The 16848-nt window shown below is 69.4% G+C and carries 18 protein-coding genes and 2 pseudogenes; 12 read left to right on the plus strand and 8 right to left on the minus strand.

The genetic code is table 11. From position 1 onward, the window contains the following. The first annotated feature begins 385 nt into the window (after positions 1 to 385). The 3 genes and pseudogenes from VJT49_RS18415 to VJT49_RS18420 all read left to right on the plus strand — a co-directional run bounded on the left by VJT49_RS18415 (position 386) and on the right by VJT49_RS18420 (position 1465). Positions 386 to 820: a hypothetical protein gene (locus tag VJT49_RS18415; RefSeq protein WP_324166074.1), complete on the plus strand. Its 435-nt coding sequence runs from the start codon at positions 386 to 388 to the stop codon at positions 818 to 820. Beyond that, positions 820 to 1197: pseudogene (locus VJT49_RS35310) on the plus strand (Tn3 family transposase). Before VJT49_RS18415 ends, VJT49_RS35310 begins: the two are co-directional and overlap by 1 nt. After that, the gene (locus VJT49_RS18420) at positions 1088 to 1465 is read left to right on the plus strand and encodes a hypothetical protein (protein ID WP_324166075.1); all 378 of its coding nucleotides are present in this window, start codon (positions 1088 to 1090) and stop codon (positions 1463 to 1465) included. Before VJT49_RS35310 ends, VJT49_RS18420 begins: the two are co-directional and overlap by 110 nt. Before the next feature lie 532 nt (positions 1466 to 1997). On the opposite strand, the gene VJT49_RS18425 is transcribed toward VJT49_RS18420, so the two are convergent. From VJT49_RS18425 to VJT49_RS18440, 4 genes and pseudogenes are all read right to left on the minus strand, one after another. Beyond that, on the minus strand, positions 1998 to 3281 hold the full coding sequence (locus tag VJT49_RS18425) for a cation:proton antiporter (protein ID WP_324166076.1): 1284 nt from the start codon (positions 3279 to 3281) through the stop codon (positions 1998 to 2000). Positions 3282 to 4019: 738 nt separating this feature from the next. Then, positions 4020 to 4159 (minus strand): annotated as a pseudogene (locus tag VJT49_RS18430) (FAD-dependent oxidoreductase); the annotation flags it as partial. A 5-nt stretch (positions 4160 to 4164) separates the two neighbouring features. After that, positions 4165 to 5574: an NAD(P)/FAD-dependent oxidoreductase gene (locus VJT49_RS18435; RefSeq protein ID WP_324166077.1), complete on the minus strand. Its 1410-nt coding sequence runs from the start codon at positions 5572 to 5574 to the stop codon at positions 4165 to 4167. Positions 5575 to 6167: 593 nt separating this feature from the next. Beyond that, entirely contained in the window at positions 6168 to 6632 is a 465-nt protein-coding gene (locus VJT49_RS18440) for a MarR family winged helix-turn-helix transcriptional regulator (RefSeq protein WP_324166078.1), read from the minus strand. A gap of 136 nt (positions 6633 to 6768) precedes the next feature. Between VJT49_RS18440 and VJT49_RS18445 the strand changes: the two genes are divergently transcribed. Further along, positions 6769 to 7218, plus strand: coding sequence for an ATP-binding protein (locus VJT49_RS18445; protein ID WP_324166079.1), 450 nt, complete (start codon positions 6769 to 6771; stop codon positions 7216 to 7218). A gap of 38 nt (positions 7219 to 7256) precedes the next feature. Beyond that, positions 7257 to 7649: an STAS domain-containing protein gene (locus VJT49_RS18450; RefSeq protein ID WP_324166080.1), complete on the plus strand. Its 393-nt coding sequence runs from the start codon at positions 7257 to 7259 to the stop codon at positions 7647 to 7649. Between the two features lie 286 nt (positions 7650 to 7935). Here the strand turns inward: VJT49_RS18450 and VJT49_RS18455 are convergent, their stop codons facing one another. Beyond that, the gene (locus VJT49_RS18455; RefSeq protein WP_324166081.1) at positions 7936 to 8313 is read right to left on the minus strand and encodes a MarR family winged helix-turn-helix transcriptional regulator; all 378 of its coding nucleotides are present in this window, start codon (positions 8311 to 8313) and stop codon (positions 7936 to 7938) included. A gap of 85 nt (positions 8314 to 8398) precedes the next feature. Between VJT49_RS18455 and VJT49_RS18460 the strand changes: the two genes are divergently transcribed. After that, entirely contained in the window at positions 8399 to 9844 is a 1446-nt protein-coding gene (locus tag VJT49_RS18460) for an MFS transporter (protein ID WP_324166082.1), read from the plus strand. 57 nt (positions 9845 to 9901) lie between these two features. After that, positions 9902 to 10138, plus strand: a complete 237-nt coding sequence (locus tag VJT49_RS18465; RefSeq protein WP_324166083.1) for a hypothetical protein — start codon at positions 9902 to 9904, stop codon at positions 10136 to 10138. A 16-nt stretch (positions 10139 to 10154) separates the two neighbouring features. Here the strand turns inward: VJT49_RS18465 and VJT49_RS18470 are convergent, their stop codons facing one another. Further along, positions 10155 to 12332 (minus strand): LuxR family transcriptional regulator, encoded by a 2178-nt coding sequence (locus tag VJT49_RS18470; RefSeq protein ID WP_324166085.1) that lies wholly within the window; start codon positions 12330 to 12332, stop codon positions 10155 to 10157. A 9-nt stretch (positions 12333 to 12341) separates the two neighbouring features. Here VJT49_RS18470 and VJT49_RS18475 point away from each other — a divergent pair, with 9 nt between their 5' ends. From VJT49_RS18475 to VJT49_RS18485, 3 genes are all read left to right on the plus strand, one after another. Continuing rightward, on the plus strand, positions 12342 to 13073 hold the full coding sequence (locus VJT49_RS18475; protein ID WP_324166086.1) for a Mut7-C RNAse domain-containing protein: 732 nt from the start codon (positions 12342 to 12344) through the stop codon (positions 13071 to 13073). Positions 13074 to 13108: 35 nt separating this feature from the next. Then, positions 13109 to 13666: a YceI family protein gene (locus VJT49_RS18480; RefSeq protein WP_324166087.1), complete on the plus strand. Its 558-nt coding sequence runs from the start codon at positions 13109 to 13111 to the stop codon at positions 13664 to 13666. 199 nt (positions 13667 to 13865) lie between these two features. Continuing rightward, positions 13866 to 14471, plus strand: coding sequence for an RICIN domain-containing protein (locus tag VJT49_RS18485; RefSeq protein WP_324166088.1), 606 nt, complete (start codon positions 13866 to 13868; stop codon positions 14469 to 14471). A 61-nt stretch (positions 14472 to 14532) separates the two neighbouring features. Here the strand turns inward: VJT49_RS18485 and VJT49_RS18490 are convergent, their stop codons facing one another. Then, on the minus strand, positions 14533 to 14910 hold the full coding sequence (locus VJT49_RS18490; protein WP_324166089.1) for a transcriptional regulator: 378 nt from the start codon (positions 14908 to 14910) through the stop codon (positions 14533 to 14535). A 125-nt stretch (positions 14911 to 15035) separates the two neighbouring features. Continuing rightward, positions 15036 to 15278 carry a hypothetical protein gene (locus tag VJT49_RS18495; protein ID WP_324166090.1) on the minus strand — a complete coding sequence of 81 codons (243 nt, stop codon included), beginning with the start codon at positions 15276 to 15278 and terminating at the stop codon, positions 15036 to 15038. 418 nt (positions 15279 to 15696) lie between these two features. Between VJT49_RS18495 and VJT49_RS18500 the strand changes: the two genes are divergently transcribed. Beyond that, positions 15697 to 16623 (plus strand): APC family permease, encoded by a 927-nt coding sequence (locus VJT49_RS18500; RefSeq protein ID WP_324166091.1) that lies wholly within the window; start codon positions 15697 to 15699, stop codon positions 16621 to 16623. Beyond that, a partial coding sequence (locus tag VJT49_RS18505) for a helix-turn-helix domain-containing protein (protein WP_324166092.1) occupies positions 16620 to 16848 on the plus strand: 229 nt, incomplete at its 3' end. The genes VJT49_RS18500 and VJT49_RS18505, both read left to right, overlap by 4 nt.

Consider the following 16848-nt stretch of genomic DNA (forward strand, 5'->3'; position numbering starts at 1 on the left):
CGGACGCAGGCCAGCCTCCACCGCCAGTCCCCGGCCTTGGAGCGGGAAAGAAGGAGCATCGCGCGCTCACGCCCGAGGAGCGGGCTGAGGTGTGGGCGGTGCGGGGCAGTCCCGAGCACGTCGACAGGGCCCCGGCGACGGTCTACCACGAGCTGCCGGACTCCGGTATCCACCTGGCCTCGGTCTCGACGGCTGCTGTGCTACCGGCGACTCCGCGACCGCGAACGACACACCGAACACCACGAAGCCATGGTCTACTGGGCACCGTCCCACTCATGACCCGCACACTGGCACGACGCCGTACCGCAGTGAGTCCCGGTACGTCGTCGGCAACACCGACGAGTCGCACTTCGAAGAAATCGCGAAAGAGCTCGACGGCCGCCGGGTGCGGTTGGACGGCACCGACCGCGAAGTCGGCCGGCGTGATCGCGACCGAGCCGCCCGCCAACACCGACTTCGCACAGGAGCACTCAGAACGACCACCGAAGGCAGCAAGGCCACCTACCAGCAGCGCTACGAGGACGCCGACGACGGGCTCCGGTTCCAGGAACTGACCTACACCGGCAACTTCGTCGGCATGGAGCCGGTCACGGACGGCGTCCCCGGCGACAAGATGATGCGCGCCCGGGCCGAGAGCAAGGTCCTGGAACGCCTCTCCAAAGAGGACGCTCTGCGTGAGCAGGCCACCATCGAGGCACCAGCCAAGAGGCTGCCCTTGTTCGTGCGCTCGCTCAGGTACTCGGCCTCATCGCTGTCCTGCCTGGCCATGCGCTGCTGGGCTTCGAGCTGCTCCCACGCATCCGCAACTGGCACGACCTGATCTTCTACCGCCTCGACCCGCGCACCCGGTATCAGCACATCGACGCGCTGTTGGTGACTACGCCATCGACTGGGAGCTGATCGAGAAGCACTGGACCGACCTGCTGCGCACCGCGATCTCCGTCCGCGAGGGGCCGGGTGTCCTCGGTGAGGCTGCTGCGTCGGCTGGGCAACCACTCGTGCAAGAACCGCCTGTACCGGGCGTTCCGCGAGCAGGGCCGGGTGATCCGCACGATCACGAACGTTGCGGTACCTGTCGGAGCCGGAGTTGCGGGAGCAGATCACCGCGATCACCAACAAGGCCGGGGCGTTCCACGGCTACTCGGAATGGCTGATGGTCGGCGGGAAGCTGATCGTGGTTCTGTCCGTCATTTGTGACCGCGTTTCTCCGCGCCGACCGACCGCACCCTCTTCGTTGGGGGCGCTTGTGTTCCTGAGAATTGACCGCACCCTGCTGGCGCGGCGGGCGCACTCGGCCTTTCCCCGATTCTTGCCGCCCTTGGCCGTTGCCAAGGCGCAGGTCCAGACGGAGCGCCTGGAACGAAGTGGAGGCGGACGACCTGGAGGTACGGCGAGCCACGGCACACTTGACCGCGAGGAAAGCCATCGTACGGTCGAAACTGGCCGACATCGATCACAATGCTGATCAATATGTGCGGTCAGAATCCACGGATAAGTGCGGTCATTTCAGACCGTCACGCCACAACGACCCCGAGCACCACGAGTTGGTGGTCAAATTCAACGAGCTGATGGCTACCGCGCGATCTGCTCCACCGCGCTGGACATCACCGACGCGCCAACGCCTTTGCGGCCGAGGGCAACCCTGTCGACCACGACGATCCAGCCACCATCAGTCAAGCACGAGGTCGCCGAGCCGACGGATGGTGCGGGTGATATACGGGGTCATGCGCGCGCTCCCCGGCCGAGCTGGTCGGCAGGCCGCTGCCGGCGGAGTACGACGTGCGCAAGCTGGTCCGCTCACCCGCAACGACCGACAGCACGAGGTCGCTCGGTCGATCTCCAACCAGCGTCCACCGATCGATCAGCTCGTCCTGATCCAGCTCTCGCACCACGCGCGGAAGCTACTCCCGCACCCCGACACCGCCGCGACCAGTGATTCCGCGCTCGTTTGCGGCTGGTGACACGATCTTACCGGCCGCCGGCAGCTGTGCAGACGCTCAGGACTGGCGTGCACTCACCGCGGCCGGGCTGGAGGTGGACAGATCGGCCGGCAGCAGGTCCTCGTCCGACCGCCACAGCCGAGCCAGCGGACCGGTCACCGCGGTGGTCACGATCGCCACCAGCACGACGATCGTGTAGCCCAGCGTCGTGAGCATGCCCTGCTGGAGGCCGACGTTGGCAATCACGAGTTCGGTGATACCGCGGCAGTTCATCAGCGCCCCGATGCGCAACGCCTGGCCGCGACCGGTACCCGCGAGCGCCGCGCCGCCGGCCGCACCCAGGAACTTCGACACGACAGCCACGACCAGCGTGCCGGCCAGCAGTAGCCACCCCACCGAGTCGCCGAACGCGGTGAAGTTCGCCTTCAGGCCGATGCCGGCGAAAAACAGCGGCAACAGGATCGCTGCGGCGAAGTCGTTCAGCCACGCGTTGACCCGCATCAACACGGGGTGCTCGCGAGGCTGAATCACGCCGAACAGGAAGGCGCCCACGATCGGGTGCAGTCCGACGGCCTCCGTCATCGCCGCAAACGCCGTTGCCCCAGCGACCAGCACCGCGAGGGTGGCACTGTCACTGGCGCGCACGCCGATCCGCCGCGACAGCGCTGCCAAAGCTGGTCGGACCACGGTGAATGCCACAACGATCAGCACGATCGCGAGCGCCGCGCGCACGATCAGCTGCATCGTGTCGTGCGCACCGGCGGCGGCGAGGAGCACCGTCAGCACGCCCCACGCCAGGCCGTCGCCGATCGCCGCCACGGTCAGCGTCAGTGTGCCGGTCTCCGAGGTCTCCACGCGGTGGTCGGTGAGGATGCGGGCCAGCACCGGCAGGGCGGTGACCGACACGGCCAAGCCGAAGAACACCAGGTAGATCGGCAGCGACACGCCCGGGGGTGCGAACCATCGCGGCACCAGGGCGGCAAAGCCGAGGCCGGCAGCGAACGGCACCGTGATCGACCCTGTGACGACCAGGCCTACCTTGGTGCGGTTGCCGGTCAGCCGGTCCACCCGCAGCTTGCTGCCTAGCAGGAACATGAACACCACCAGCCCGAACTGGCCGATCAGGTCGATGGCACTGAGCACCCCCGGCGTGAACACGGCGTGGTACGCGCCCGGCGCGAGCGTACCGAGCAGCGACGGCCCGAGCAGCAGCACCCCGGCAAGCTCGCCGACCACAGGTGGCTGCCAGAGCCGGACGCACAGCGCGCCCAGCAGCCGACAGATGCCGATAATGACGGCTACCGCGAGTAGGAAACTGGTGACTTGATCGAGCACCGGCATGGTTGGTCCTCACGGTCTCATGCACAGGAGCACGGGAAGCACCCCGGGGCGGCACGGTTTCCGATTATGTCGATCTTCACCGGGTCGCCTGTCGGATCTTGCCCCGACTGGCGCAACAAGGGATGTTTGGACGATTGACGCGGTGAAGATCAGGTGAAGCCGGGCCGGTGTCCGGACGGAGGAGGGGCACCCAAGATCAACATGTGACGAAAGACCTGAACACCTCCTAATGACGACACAGTGCCCGGTGTGGATCTGGATGCCTGAACCCCTTCTGCCGGGTGAGGCTCCGGTCAGACCGGCACTGGTCTGCCTCGGATCGTTCTCCTGTTCGGCGTCATGCTTGGCACCCGCACACCCCTGGTCTCTGACGCCTCGTCACCAGGTCGGCGCAGCACCACGGCCGAGGCTACGGGGCACGCGCCGGGGATCGCGGTGAGCCGTGACGAAACGCCGCGGGTAGCGCAGGTCGGCGACTCGCCGGACAACAACCCCCGGACGGCACTGCTCCGTAAAGACGGCAAGCAGCTGTTACGGGCCTGCGTAGGCATGGGCGAACCACGAAGCCAACGCAGGGGAATCGCGTAGTTCGGTGAGGGGGGCGTGGCCGAGGTGGCTGTCGAAGCCCTCGCCCGCACTGCCGAGCAAGTGGAGTAGCCATGGAAAGCAGCGCCTCGCTTGACCGTGAAGCCCGCGGCAGGGCGCACCGGACAGACGCAGTGTCGACAGGCACGACGCGAGCGACTCCCCGATGTGGTAGCGCGGGAAGACCTCGCGTTCCAGCACAACGACGCCGAACCCGTTCCTGGCCAGCAGCGCGCCGCCGTCGACCCGGCAGGGCCGCCCCCGATGACCAATACTTGAATGTGTTGGGGCACGTCGCTCACGACTGCTGTCCCCCGATCCGCTCCAGTCCCAGCTCCGGTTCGGTGACCAGCCGGAAGTGCGCCGACTCCGCGTCGCGGAGCGGGTTCTCCCGTATAGATGTGAAGTCGGGCATCGAAGCACCCGCCGCGTCACCGAGGGCACGCAACTGAACTTTGAGTGCCTCGTCGCGCAGCCGGTCGGTGAGCACACGGGTAGACGAGTCGGTCACCTCGCGCAGGTCGGACAGTCCACCGATGATCTCGGCGAACGAGGTGGAGGACAGCCCGTCGATCGGATGTTCCTCGACGTCGTCGCCGATCAGCCGGTCCGACGTGCGGAAGAAACCGTCCTTCCCGAGATACCGCTCGTACATGACGCTGACCAGCGCGAACAGCCGGGTGTAGGCGCGGCGGTAAGCGAATTCGAAGAAGAGCAGTCCCTCGTCCTCGGTGGCCTCGCCGCGGCCGATCGACGCGATGCATGCCGCCGCCGTGAGCGCGCTGTACAGCGCCAGGTGCACGCCCGTGGACAGCAGCGGGTCCAGGAAACACGCCGCGTCGCCGACGATCGCGAACCCCGGGCCGCAGAACCGGTCCGCGATGTACGAGTAGTCGGTCTCGGTGCGCGCCGTGCTCACGTGCTCGGCGTCGGCGACCAGTCCACCGACCGTCTGCGACGCGGCGACCAGCCGGTGGTACAAGTCGTCCAGCGACTCGCCGCTGACGCGGCCGCGGGCGAACGCGTCCTTCGTGGTCACGTAGCCGATGCTGATCCGCCCGTCCGCCAACGGGATCACCCAGTACCAGCCCTCATCCGACGAGATGATGTTGATGCCGCCGATCGGCGTGTCCGGGAGCATGGTCGCGCCCGTCCAGTACCCCCAAATGGCGATGTTGCGCAGGTTCTGCAATGGCTGGCGGTCACCGAAGTGGCGTGAGCTCAGCAACCCATGCCGACCGGATGCGTCCACGAGGAAGTCGAAGTCGTCGATGACGTACGCGTCGCCGTCCTTCGGCTGGCAGTGCACGGCGGCTGGCCGCGCGCCGTCGAACTCGACGCTCTTGGCGAGCACTCCCGTGCGCACCGATACGCCGTTGTCCCGCGCGTGCTGTAGCAACAGGGCGTCGAACTGGCTACGGTCCACCTGCCACGACCGGACGCCGATCTGTTTGGCCCAGTCGAACACCCAAGTGTCGGAGTTCCACTGGAAAACCCCGCCGTGCTTGATGACAAAACCGTTCTCGTCGAGTTTTTTCGCCACGCCGACCGCCTCCAGCACGGCGCGACAGGACGGCGTCAACGACTCCCCGATGTGGTAACGGGGAAACTCGGCGCCCTCGACGAGTGCCACCTCAAGACCGGCCTGAGCCAGGCCGGTCGCCGTGACACTGCCAGCAGGACCGCCGCCGATCACTAGCACCTTCATGCGGACCCCCGAAGTCGATGTGGACACGCGTTTGAGCATTACGGTAAAGCTTGGATCTTGAGGATCGCTGGAAGTGATGGCGTCGGGCCTCGGCTTGGCGTCGGGGCGGAAGCAGGATCGGTGCAGCGCGTGCTCAATGACGTCCGCCCGCTGGTCACGAACGTGGAACAGGCGAGCGATCTCGGCAGGGGTGGGCGGGATCAAGGGCGGACACCGTGGAGACGGGAGCGAGCCATCCGCTAGTGTCGATCTTGGTCTTTCCTGCCCGTCGGGCGCGTGCCGAGCGGCCCCTTTTGTTCTGTGTTGATGCGCGTTCTTGTGTTGATGCGCGCAGGTGCTCTGCCCGCGTTCGCCCACGAACGACGACCCCGCGACCCCGCGCCGCGCGGCCGTCCTCACCCATGAATCCGGCACCGCGCTGGTGTGGTGGCCCTTCCGGCCAGGGCCATGGCACCCGCCGCGGGGGTGACAGCCGTGCTCGTCGGTCCACACGGCGAGCAGGTCGGTCACGGCGTCGCCCCTCCCGACTGTTGATCTTGATTTGCCGAGGTGGAACTCACCTTGCCGGTCCGGACCACCGACTGACCCGGTCTTCAGGAAGTGGTGCCGCTCGGCGTCCTTGACCGCGCCGCGTTCCGGAGCAGTTGCCGGACGGCGGGCAGAGCCGCGATCAGGCTTGCCGCCTGCGCTTCGGACAGCGTCGCCAGCAGGTCGGTCAGCCGGTCGCGGCGGGCCTGCTTGTGTGCCGCGAGCAGCGCGCGCCCCTCGTCGGTGACGGCGATCAGGGCCACCCTCCCGTCATCGGGGTCGCTCACCCGAGTCACCAGGCCCTGCCGTTCGAGCCGCTGGACGAGCTGGGTCATCGAGGGCTGGGTCACGCCTTCCGCCGCGGCCAGCGCGGTGAGCCGCGCCGGGCCGGCCCGGTCGAGCCGGGCCAGGGTCGCGGCGGCGGTGAAACTGAGCTCCCGGTGATCGGTCAGGTGCCGCAGCGTCAGGACCGAGAGCTGTTCCAGCAGCTCGGCCACGTCCTCCCGGCCCTGGAGACGGTCGATGTCCACAAAACACTTATACCATGCTATATAAGCGCCTTATATTGTCGCGGCGCGACCCGCTGTGAGCTGATCCGGCCCGGGTTTCGCCGAGGCTGCCGGCGGGTAAGCGGTTGACGACCGAGAGATAAGAGAGCAGTGGGAAATGTCGGCCGAAACCTGGGGCTCGGTGGCCGCCGAGCAAAACGTGATGATCTCGCTGGACATTGACGAGATGTCCTTGGCGGGGGTGCGCGACGAGGTTCGCGCACTGCTGGCGGAGCACTCCGGGCTGGTGGCCGAGGATGCGGTCCAGGTCTCCGACGAGCTGGTGAGCAACGCGTTCCGGCACGGGCAGTCGCCCCGGACGATGCGGGTGTCCCGCACCGTCGACGGGCGCCGGCTGCGCATCGAGGTCGACGACACCGCCGAAGCGGGGCCGGTGAAGCGGACTCCGGACCATACGGGCGGGCTCGGCCTGCTGCTGGTCGAGCGGCTGGCTTTGGCCTGGGGGACGCGGCTCCGCCGGACGCACAAGACGGTGTGGGCGGAGCTGGACCTGAGCGGCCCCGCCGGGTACCTGGCGGCGGTGGCCTGCCCTCGCCCACCCGGATAGCGCGCGGAGGCAGGCGCGGTAACGGGTACGGTTCTTGCATGAACGAGCGCCAGAACGTGCCGGCGCATGGGGGGCTTCAGATCAGCACTCGCCGCGACGGCACCGCGGTCGTGGTCGCGGTGGCCGGGGAGATCGACCTGAACACGGCCCCGGAACTGCACTCGGCGATCGAGAAGGCGCTCGGGCAAACTCGGGCCGGAGCGTGTGTGCTCGACCTGACGGGTGTGACGTTCCTCGGTTCCCCCGGCCTGACCACCCTGCTCGAAGCGGCCAACCACGCCGAAGAACTCGGGGAACCCTTGCGGATCGTCGTCGACGCGACCCGGCCGGTGATCCGGCCGATCGAGATGACCGGTCTGGACCACATACTTTCGCTCTACCACGCCGTGGAAGATGCGCTTGCCGCCGTGCGCGACCGGCAGGACTCCTGAGGCGACAGCCGGCACGAGTACACCCCAGCCAGGGAAGGAGCGGGTAGACCTCGCGCGCGACGGCTCGCACGGACAGCGCTTCGCCGCCGTCGAATTCGCGCTGACCGGCTCGTGGAATATCCACAACGGACATTCGGGTACGGCCTCTCCTACGACAGCGGATGCCCGGCGGCACTGGCCGCGTCCGACCGGCCGAGGCGCTTCCCCTGAGGCGCCGGGCGAGCCACGACCGGCTGCGGGAGGGATTCTGCCCGGGAACTCAGCTTCCCGGGCAGAATCCGCCGGCTCACTCGGCGAGCAGCTCTTCGAGCACGGCCAGGTGGGTCGGTTTCGCCTCGCGGTAACGCTGCCGCCCGGCCTCGGTGAGGTTGACGAAGATGGCGCGCCGGTCCTTCTCACACATGGCACGCTCGACCAGCCGCTCGCGTTCCAGCCGGGCAACAAGCCGTGACGTGGCGCTCTGGCTCAGGTGCACGGCCTCGACCAGGTCGGCGCCACGGCACCGCTGGCCACAGGTGGCCAGCCATTCCAGGGCTTCGAACTCGCTGACGCCGATGCTGTGCCGCTCCTGCAGCCTGCACTCCAGTGCAGTGAACACGGTCGAATACCGGGCGAGCAAATCCCGCCACCTTGCCACCAGGCCCTGTTCAGCCACCTTGCTCACCACGCCACATTAGCATGCACACGAATTAGATGCAACAGGGTTAAATTCTCTTGCATTACATGCACAAGCATGTAATGTGTGGTCCATGCTACCCTCCGCGTCTCTGTCAACAACCTCGTCCCGGTGGGACGCACGTCTGTGGGGCGTCCTGCTCACCGTGTCCACCATCGTCGGCCTCAACGCACTCGACGTGTCGATGGTCGGCGTCGCCCTCCCCGCCATCCAGGCCGACCTCGGCCTGTCCACCAGCACACTGCAATGGGTCGTCAGCGGCTACGTGCTCGGCTACGGCGGGCTGCTCCTGCTCGGCGGGCGCACCGCCGATCTGCTCGGCCGTCGCCGGGTCTTCCTGGCCGCGGTCTCGGTGTTCGCGGTCGCCTCGCTGCTCGGCGGCCTCGTCGACAACGGCGCGCTGCTGATCGCCAGCCGGTTCCTCAAAGGACTCGCCGCGGCGTTCACCGCGCCTGCCGCGCTGTCCATCATCACCACGACCTTCCGCGAAGGTCCCGCGCGCAACCGGGCGATCGGCATCTTCTCCGTGTTCGGCGCGAGCGGGTACTCGGCGGGGCTCGTCTTTTCCGGCCTGCTGACCGAAGTCGGCTGGCGGTGGATCTTCCTGCTGCCGGTGCCGATCGCCCTCGTGGTGCTCGCGCTGGCGATCAAGCTGATCCCGGGATACGAACCCGAGCGCGCCGGCGCGGGCTACGATCTACCGGGCGCGATCACCGGGGCCATGGGCTCGCTGCTGCTGGTGTTCGCCGTGGTCGAGGCCCCGAAGGTGGGTTGGGCCGCACCCCGCACGCTGGTCTCCGTCGCCGTCGCGGCGGCGCTGCTGGTCACCTTCGTGATCGTCGAGAAGCGCAGCAGCCACCCCCTGCTCCGGCTCGGGATCCTGCGGTCCGCCCCGCTGGCCAGGGCGAACCTCGGTGGCGCGCTGTTCTTCGGCGCCTACATCGGGTTCCAGTTCGTGGTGATGCTCTACCTGCAGTCGGCGCTGCGCTGGTCGGCACTGGAAACCGCGCTCGGCTTCCTGCCCACGGCGCTGATCGTGGCCTTCAGCTCCCCCCGGATCGAACCTCTCATCAACCGCGTCGGCACGCCGCGGGCCATCCTCGCCGGCGTCGTCTCGCATGTCATCGCGTACGCACTGTTCCTCCGGGTCGACGAGCACTCCGGCTACGCGGGTTCGGTCCTGCCGAGCATGATCCTGCTCGGCATCGGCTTCACCCTCACCTTCTCCTCGCTCAACATCCAGGCGACGGCGGGCATCGACGACAGCGAGCAGGGACTGGCCGGTGGCCTGCTCAACACCTCGCTACAGATCGGCGGTGCCATCGGGCTCGCGGTGGTGACCGCCGTGCTCACCGCCAACGGCGGCGGCCGGTCCTCGGCGGCCGGGCTGCTGAAAGGGCTGGCCCCGGCCCTGGCCGTGGTCACCGTGATCGCGACGCTCGGCCTGCTCGTCGCCCTGACCGGCGTCGTCCGGCGGCGGAGCGAAGCCGTTGAGCCGGTCCCGGTCGTCGCACACTGACACCGGCAGCCTGCCACCCGGGGAGGCGGCGGACCGCTTTGCCCGGCGAGTGCCGCGATGGTCCAGGCGGCCCTGGCCGGATCACCGCCCCCTGTGTTCGGCCACCTCCGCGGCATCCGGACAGCGCAGCGCCACCAGCCGGCCGAGGACATCGGCGTCTTCGCGCTCGGCGGTCAGGATCCGGCCCGCGAGTTCCCGGACCACGGAGTCCGGACCGGCCGGTACTTCGCCCTGAGGAAGCGCCGCCTGGCCGACGGGCACACCACCGGCGTGATCGAGCTGCTCGACCGATGACTCCGCGGTCGGGGCCTCACCCAGCCAGCGCGTAGTCGACCGCCTGATCCAGGGTCAGCCGGGTCCCGCGCCGGAAAGCTCTTTCAAACGCCTGTTCCCCCAGTGCGTCGCGGACGGCCGTCTCGCATTCGCGGTGGGGTGCGATGAAACTTTTGGACGCCCCGAAACCGGGCACGCCGAACCCGACCCAGGCGTGGTGGGCCGCGCCGAGCAGCACTGCGGCCCGTTCACCGCGGTCGCCTCCGGCGACCACGATCCACGCCAGCAGTTCGAGGCTGATCGCGACGCCGACCGTGTCGCGGAACGCCCGGTGGATGTGCAGGCCGTGGCGGGCGTGGGCCAGGGCCCGCTCCGGTGCGCCCGAAGCCAGCGCTGCGCGGGCCAGCACGTACCGGAACCAGGCAAGGGTCCATTTCTCGCCCCGGGCCTCACTCAGCGAGCGGCCCTCCTCGCACACCTCGACCCCCTTGTCGAGTTCGCCCTCGTAGACCAGTGCCGCGCCGAACCAGAGCCGGGCCAGGACGCGGCTGGAGTCCGTCGACACCACCCCGGGCTGCCGCCATTTCGCCAGTGCCCGATCTTCCAGCTCGATGGCCCGGTGGTTGTCATCGCTCAGCAAGGCGACCATGCCCAGTCCACTCAGCGCCCGCGCTTGCGCGGAGTCGTCCCCCAGCTCCACCGCCAGCACGCGGGACAATTCGAAGAACACCGAGCCCACCGGCACTTCGCCCTGGACGCCCGCGATGTAGCCCGCGGCCCACAGCGCATCGACGCGTTCGGGGCTGGGCCGCGGGTCGGCCAGGAGCAACTGCTCCAGCCAGCGGCGGCCCTCGGCGAGCAGGCTGCCGAAGGCCCAGTAGAACCACAGCGCGGCCGCCAGCCGCAGCCCGGCGCGGGCCTGGCCGGGAGTGGTGCGGCTGAACTCCAGTGCCGCTCGCAGGTCGGCGTGGCCGAGCCGGGCGCGGGCCAGCCACAGCATCTGCTCCGGCCCGAACCAGCGGGCCATCGCCGTTTCGGCCAGGCGGAGGTAGTGATCCCGGTGCCGGATCCGCAGCGCCGTTTCGCCGCCGCTCTGCCGAAGCTTGTCCAGCCCGTATTCGCCGACCGTCTCCAGCAGGCGAAACCGTACGTCGCCGCCGGTCTGTTCACGGACCACCACGGACTTGTCGACCAGGCCGCTCAGGATGTCGATCACGTCGTCCGGTTCGATCCCGTCTCCCGCGCAGACGTCCTCGACTTCCTCCAGGTCGAAACTGCCGGCGAAGACGGACAGCCGGCTCCACAGCGTCCGCTCGTCGGGCGTGCACAGGCCGAAACTCCAGTCCAGCGTCGCCCGCAGCAACTCGCGCCGGCCGTGTCCGGCAAGCAAGCCGAAGCGGTCGTCGAGCCCGTCGAGCACCTGCCGCGGGGACAGGTTGCGCAGTTGCACCGCCGCCAGTTCGAGCGCCAGCGGAAGCCCGTCCAGCCGGCGGCAGATCCCGGCCATGGCCGCACGGTCACGGCGCGTCATGGATCGTCCGGGCGCCACCCTGGCGGCCCGTTCTTCGAGCAGCGCCAGCGCGGCCCGGCGAGGGCTGGACCGTCCCGGCAACGGCCGGTGCGGATCGGGCACGGGCAACGGCGAAACCGGCCACAGGTGCTCCCCCACCATGCCGAGCGGCCGCCTGCTGGTCGTCAGGATCCGCACGTCCTCGTCCGCCCGTAACAGCGCGTAGGCGAAGGTGGCGCAGGCTTCCACCAGGTGCTCACAGTTGTCCAGGACCAGCAGCAGGCGCTTGCCCCGCACGTGGTCGACCACGGTGTCGATCGCCGACCAGCCCGGCCGGTTGTCGACGCCCAAGGCCATCATGACGGTGTCGGGCACCAATTCCGGCTCCCGCAACCCGGACAGTTCCGCCAGCCGCACCCCGCCCGGGAACGTGGGCGCCAGATCATCCGCCACGCGCAGGGCCAGCCGGGTCTTGCCCACCCCGGCGGTCCCGGTCAGGGTCACCAGCCGCGCGCTGCTCACCAGCCGCTTGACTTCGGCCAGGTCCCGCCGACGGCCGACGAAACTCGTCGCTTCGGCGGGCAGGCCGCTCGCCGTCCGACCCACCGGCACCACCCACCACGTGCTCGTGAGCCTCGCCGAGCCGGCGAGGCTCTGCTCGCCAGCCTTGTCACCGGACCAGCACTCCGCAACCGAAGGCCTCATGCTGAAGAGGTGAATGACGCGGCGCTGGAAGTGCGGGTGGCGGCCGGGCTGCGGCTGTTCCTGCCGGCCCGGCACCGGCGGGAACGGGTGCGGGTGCCCTATGACGGCACCTCGTCGCTGGGGCACGTCGTCGAGTCGCTGGGCATTCCCCTGCCGGAGGTCGGCCGGATGGTGGCCGGTGACCTGCCGAGGGAGCCGGCCTACCGCCCGGTCGCGGGGCAGGTGGTCGAGGTGGCGGAGGTGCCACGCCCCGAACGGTTGCCGGCTCCCCGTTTCACCCTCGACGTTCACCTCGGTGCCCTGGCCCGCAGGCTCCGCCTGGTCGGCGTGGACACCGCCTACGCCAACGACGTCGACGACGACACGCTGATCCAACAGGCGAACCGGGAACGCCGCGTGCTGCTCACCCAGGACCGGTGGCTGCTGCGGCGCAGGGCGCTGTGGCGAGGCGCCTACGTGCGGGGAGCGCGGCCCGCCGAGCAGCTGCACGACGTGCTGGACCGGTTCGCGCCTCCCCTGGCACCGTGGACCCGGTGCACGGCCTGCAACGGCGAGCTGGCCGCGGTCGCCAAGGACGACGTCGAGCACCTGCTTCAGCCCGGCACCCGCCGGAACTACCGCGACTTCTCCCGCTGCGAGTCCTGCGGCCGGGTCTACTGGCGCGGGGCCCACAGCGGGAGGCTGGCGGCGATCGTCGACGCGGCACTGGCGACCGTCGCCACCACCGGCTCGCCTGGGTGACGGCTGACGGCGCCCAGGCGACGTAGCCTGGGAACATGGTGTTGCGGAACGGCACATACCGGGTGGGCGCGGAATCGGGCCGGCTGCTCGTGCGTACAGGGCGCACCGGGCTGGGTTCGCGGGTCGGGCACGATCTGACGATCGAAGCGGACGCGTGGAGCGGAACGGTGACGGTGGACACCAACGACCCGGCACGGTCGTCGCTGGCCGTCGAGGTCGACGTGAATTCGCTGCGCGTGGTCGAAGGCTCGGGCGGGGTCAAGCCGCTCACCGGCTCCGACCGGGCGGAGATCGAGCGGACTATGCGGGACAAGATCCTCCAGGCCACGAGGCATCCGGCCATCACCTTTCGCTCGACAGGAGTCACCGGTACCGCGGAATCGTTCACCGTGGACGTTGATCTGACCATTGTGGACAAGACCCGGCCGGTGGAGGTGCGCGGAAGCCTGCGCGACGACGGGCGTGTGCGCGCCACCGCGACCGTGGTGCAAAGCCGGTGGGGGATCAAGCCGTACTCGGCGTTTTTCGGCGCGCTGAAGGTCGCCGACGAGGTCATGGTCGAGGTCGACGCGACGCTGGTTCCGGCGGGATAGGCGACGGCGCCGGGGTGGCGGCCGTGGGTGGCACCATAAGCGGTTGGAACCGCTCCCAGGAGGAGTGGCATCCCGCCACACCCGTTGCGCGACGGAGAAAAAAGTTCTCGACTCCGCCTCGTTTCCACGGAATGATCGGACGCCGAGGGCCACGGTCGGGGCTGGGAGGAAGGGGCCCTCCTGACGAAGATGGGGAAACATGAGGACTCCCCGGCGGCTTCTTGCTGCGCTGGCGCTGGCGGCCGGGCTCGGCTCGCTGCTCACGGCGCCAGCGGCCGGTGTGGCGGAGCCGGACGCGCCGTTCACGCTGGGCGGCTTCAAGTTGCTGCCCGCGCACCCGGCCGGCAAGGCGGCGCGCAGTGCCTCGGCCCAGGACGACGGCCCGTACCTGATCGGGTCGCTCGCGGACGGCCGTTGCCTCGACGCCGACCTGAACACGATCGCCGCCAACGGCACCAAGGTGCAGCTGTGGACCTGCAACTCCACCGCGGGGCAGCAGGCGTGGTACTTCGAGGAGATCCCCGAGGGTTTCTACCGGTTCCGCAACTACGCCAACGGCCGGTACCTCGACGCCGACGCCGACACCATCGCCGCCAACGGCACCAAGGTGCAGCTGTGGGATTACGTGGGCGGCGGCAGGAACCAGTGGTGGGCCGTCATCGGGATTCCCGAGGGCTACGCGCGGTTGCGGAACGTCCAGAGCAGCCGCTACCTCGACGCCGACGCCAACACCATCGGCCGCGACGGCACGAAGGTGCAGTTGTGGGACTACATGGGCGGCGCGCGGAACCAGTGGTGGCAGTGAACCTGAGGTGAGGTGAGGTGACGAAACATCGGGGGTCCGGTCGCCCGGGCCGCCGATGTTTTCACTCCTTTTCCTCGCGATGGGCCTCTTCCTCGCGATGGGCCTCGCGATGGGCCGCCTCGGCGAGCCGTTTGAGCACCGCCAGCCGCGCGTCCCACCGCGCCGCCACCTGCGCCATGACCTGGGCCGCCGCGTCGAGCCGGTCGGGCCGGACCGGATAGCGGACTTCCCGGCCCTGGCTCCGTCCTTCGACCAGCCCGGCGCGGTGCAGGACCGCGAGATGCTTGGCGACCGCCTGCCGGGTGAACGGCAGCTCGCCGGCCGAGGTGGTGGGGGTCGTCTCGCCCTGGGCGAGCAGGACGTCGGGGAGCCGCCGACGGCTCGGCTCGGACACGGCCACCCGCAGCTCCTTGTCGCCGCCTGCCGAACTGTTGGTCACTGAGTTTCTTGCCTTCTTTGTCGCGTACACGCGGAGGTCGTCGAGGTGGACCTTCCAGCCCTGGCTGTGCTGGTTGGCGTAGGTTCTCCGGAGAAAGTGATCCGATCGCCGGCCTCGATGGACGCCTACTCCGCGGCATCTTCCTGACGGGCTCCACGCAGGGAGCGACGGATTTCCTCCAGCTTGTCGCGAGCGGCCTTGTCGCGCTCGGCGAGCTTCTCGTCGACCGACGCCTCACCGGCGAGCTCGCTCGATCCGAGGGCCGTCGCGAACCGGTTTTCGATCCGGTCACGAACGTAGTCGAAGCCCGGCACTCCGGACTCGGTGTAGTCGCCTTCGGCGGGCCGAGGCGTGCTGTCGTCCGACATGCCCGACTCCTTTCGTCTTCCTCACGCCATTGTGCCCCCAGCAAGCGGTCAGCCGAGTTGCGGCGGTTTCGGCGGACGACGAATCGATGAGCTGGCCACCCGGGCTCCGCCGGGTGCCCGAACGCGTCCCAGGCAGTGAGAATCCGCGGCTCCGGCCGGGTCATGGTCCCGGCAACGCCTCGACCCTGAATGGGCCGCGGCCACGACCATGAAGACGACGGAGCCGACGCCCAGCGAACCGGACAGGGTGCGCGGTGCGGATGTGGCCATACAGACCTCCGGGCACGGGAAACTTAACGGCGAGCCGACAGCGTTGCCCACACAGCCCGACTCGCCCGCCACCACAGCCCGACTCGCCCGCCACCCGCGCCGCTCACCGTCGTCGCCGGAAGCGTGCCGCTCGGTGTCGCGCTAGGTCGTGCTGGTCACGGAGGCCGTGTCGATCACCCTGATGCTGGTGGTGTTCGGATTGCTGCTCGGCCGGGCCGGGGCCGCGCCGGTGCTCGCACCCGACCGGGGCGTCAGCGGAATCGTCGCCGGGACGATGCCCGCACTGGGCGCGTTCGTCGGGTTCGAGGCGGCGGCGGCGTTCGGGGCGGAGGCCAGGCGCCCGTTCCAGACTGTGCCCCGCGCGGTGCAGTGGACCGCCGCGCTGTGCGGGGTGCTGTACCTCATCGCGGCGTACACACAGGTCAGCGGGCTGCGGTCGGTACCGGGCGGGCTGGCGGGGCAGGCCGAACCGGTGACCACCCTGGCCGCGCTCCAGCGCGTCCCTTGGCTGTCGTACGTGCTCGACGTCGGGATCGCCGCGTCGTTCCTGGCGTGCGCGCTGGCCACCGGCAGCGCACTGGTCCGGGTGCTGCTGTCCATGGGGCGGGAAGGCATCATGCCCGCGCGGTTCGGCGAGACCCATCCGCGCTACCGCACCCCGCACGTCGCGATCCTCGCCACGGTGCCGGTGGCGACGGCCGTGCCGGTGATCGTGATGGCGGCGGGGGTGGCACCCACGACCCTGTTCGTGGCTCTGCTGAACGTCAACGTGTTCGGGTACCTGATCGCCTACCTGCTGGCGTGCGCCGCGGCGCCGGTGTTCCTGCACCGCATCGGCGAGCTCACCCGCGGTGCGGTCGTCGCGGCGGCGATCACCGTCCCGGCCCTGCTCGCCGCGCTCGTCACCTTCACACTGGCCACTGTGGACGATGGCTATCCGCTGGTGTTCGCGGTCCTCGCGGCGGCGGGGCTGGTCTGGTACGGCTGGCTGCGGTCGCGCCACCCGGATCGGCTCGCCAGGCTGGGCATCTACGACGAGACCTCGGCCGCCGACCTGCTCGGCGAGGCGCCGTGAACCCCGACTCCGCGGCCCTGTCCGGCCGCCAGCCCAAGGCGGTCCGCAATGCCCTGGCCGTGCTGGAAGAGGTGGTCGCCGCCGGCCCCGGCGTGACCGCCAAGGAGATCTCGGCCGCGCTGAAACTGCCGCCCGCCACCACCTACCGGCTGCTCAACCTGCTGGTCGCAAAGGGCTACCTGGTGCGGCTGCCGGACCTCCGCGGCTTCGCGCTCGGCCGCCGCG

Source organism: Amycolatopsis sp. (assembly GCF_035276945.1).
Classification (GTDB): domain Bacteria; phylum Actinomycetota; class Actinomycetes; order Mycobacteriales; family Pseudonocardiaceae; genus Amycolatopsis_E.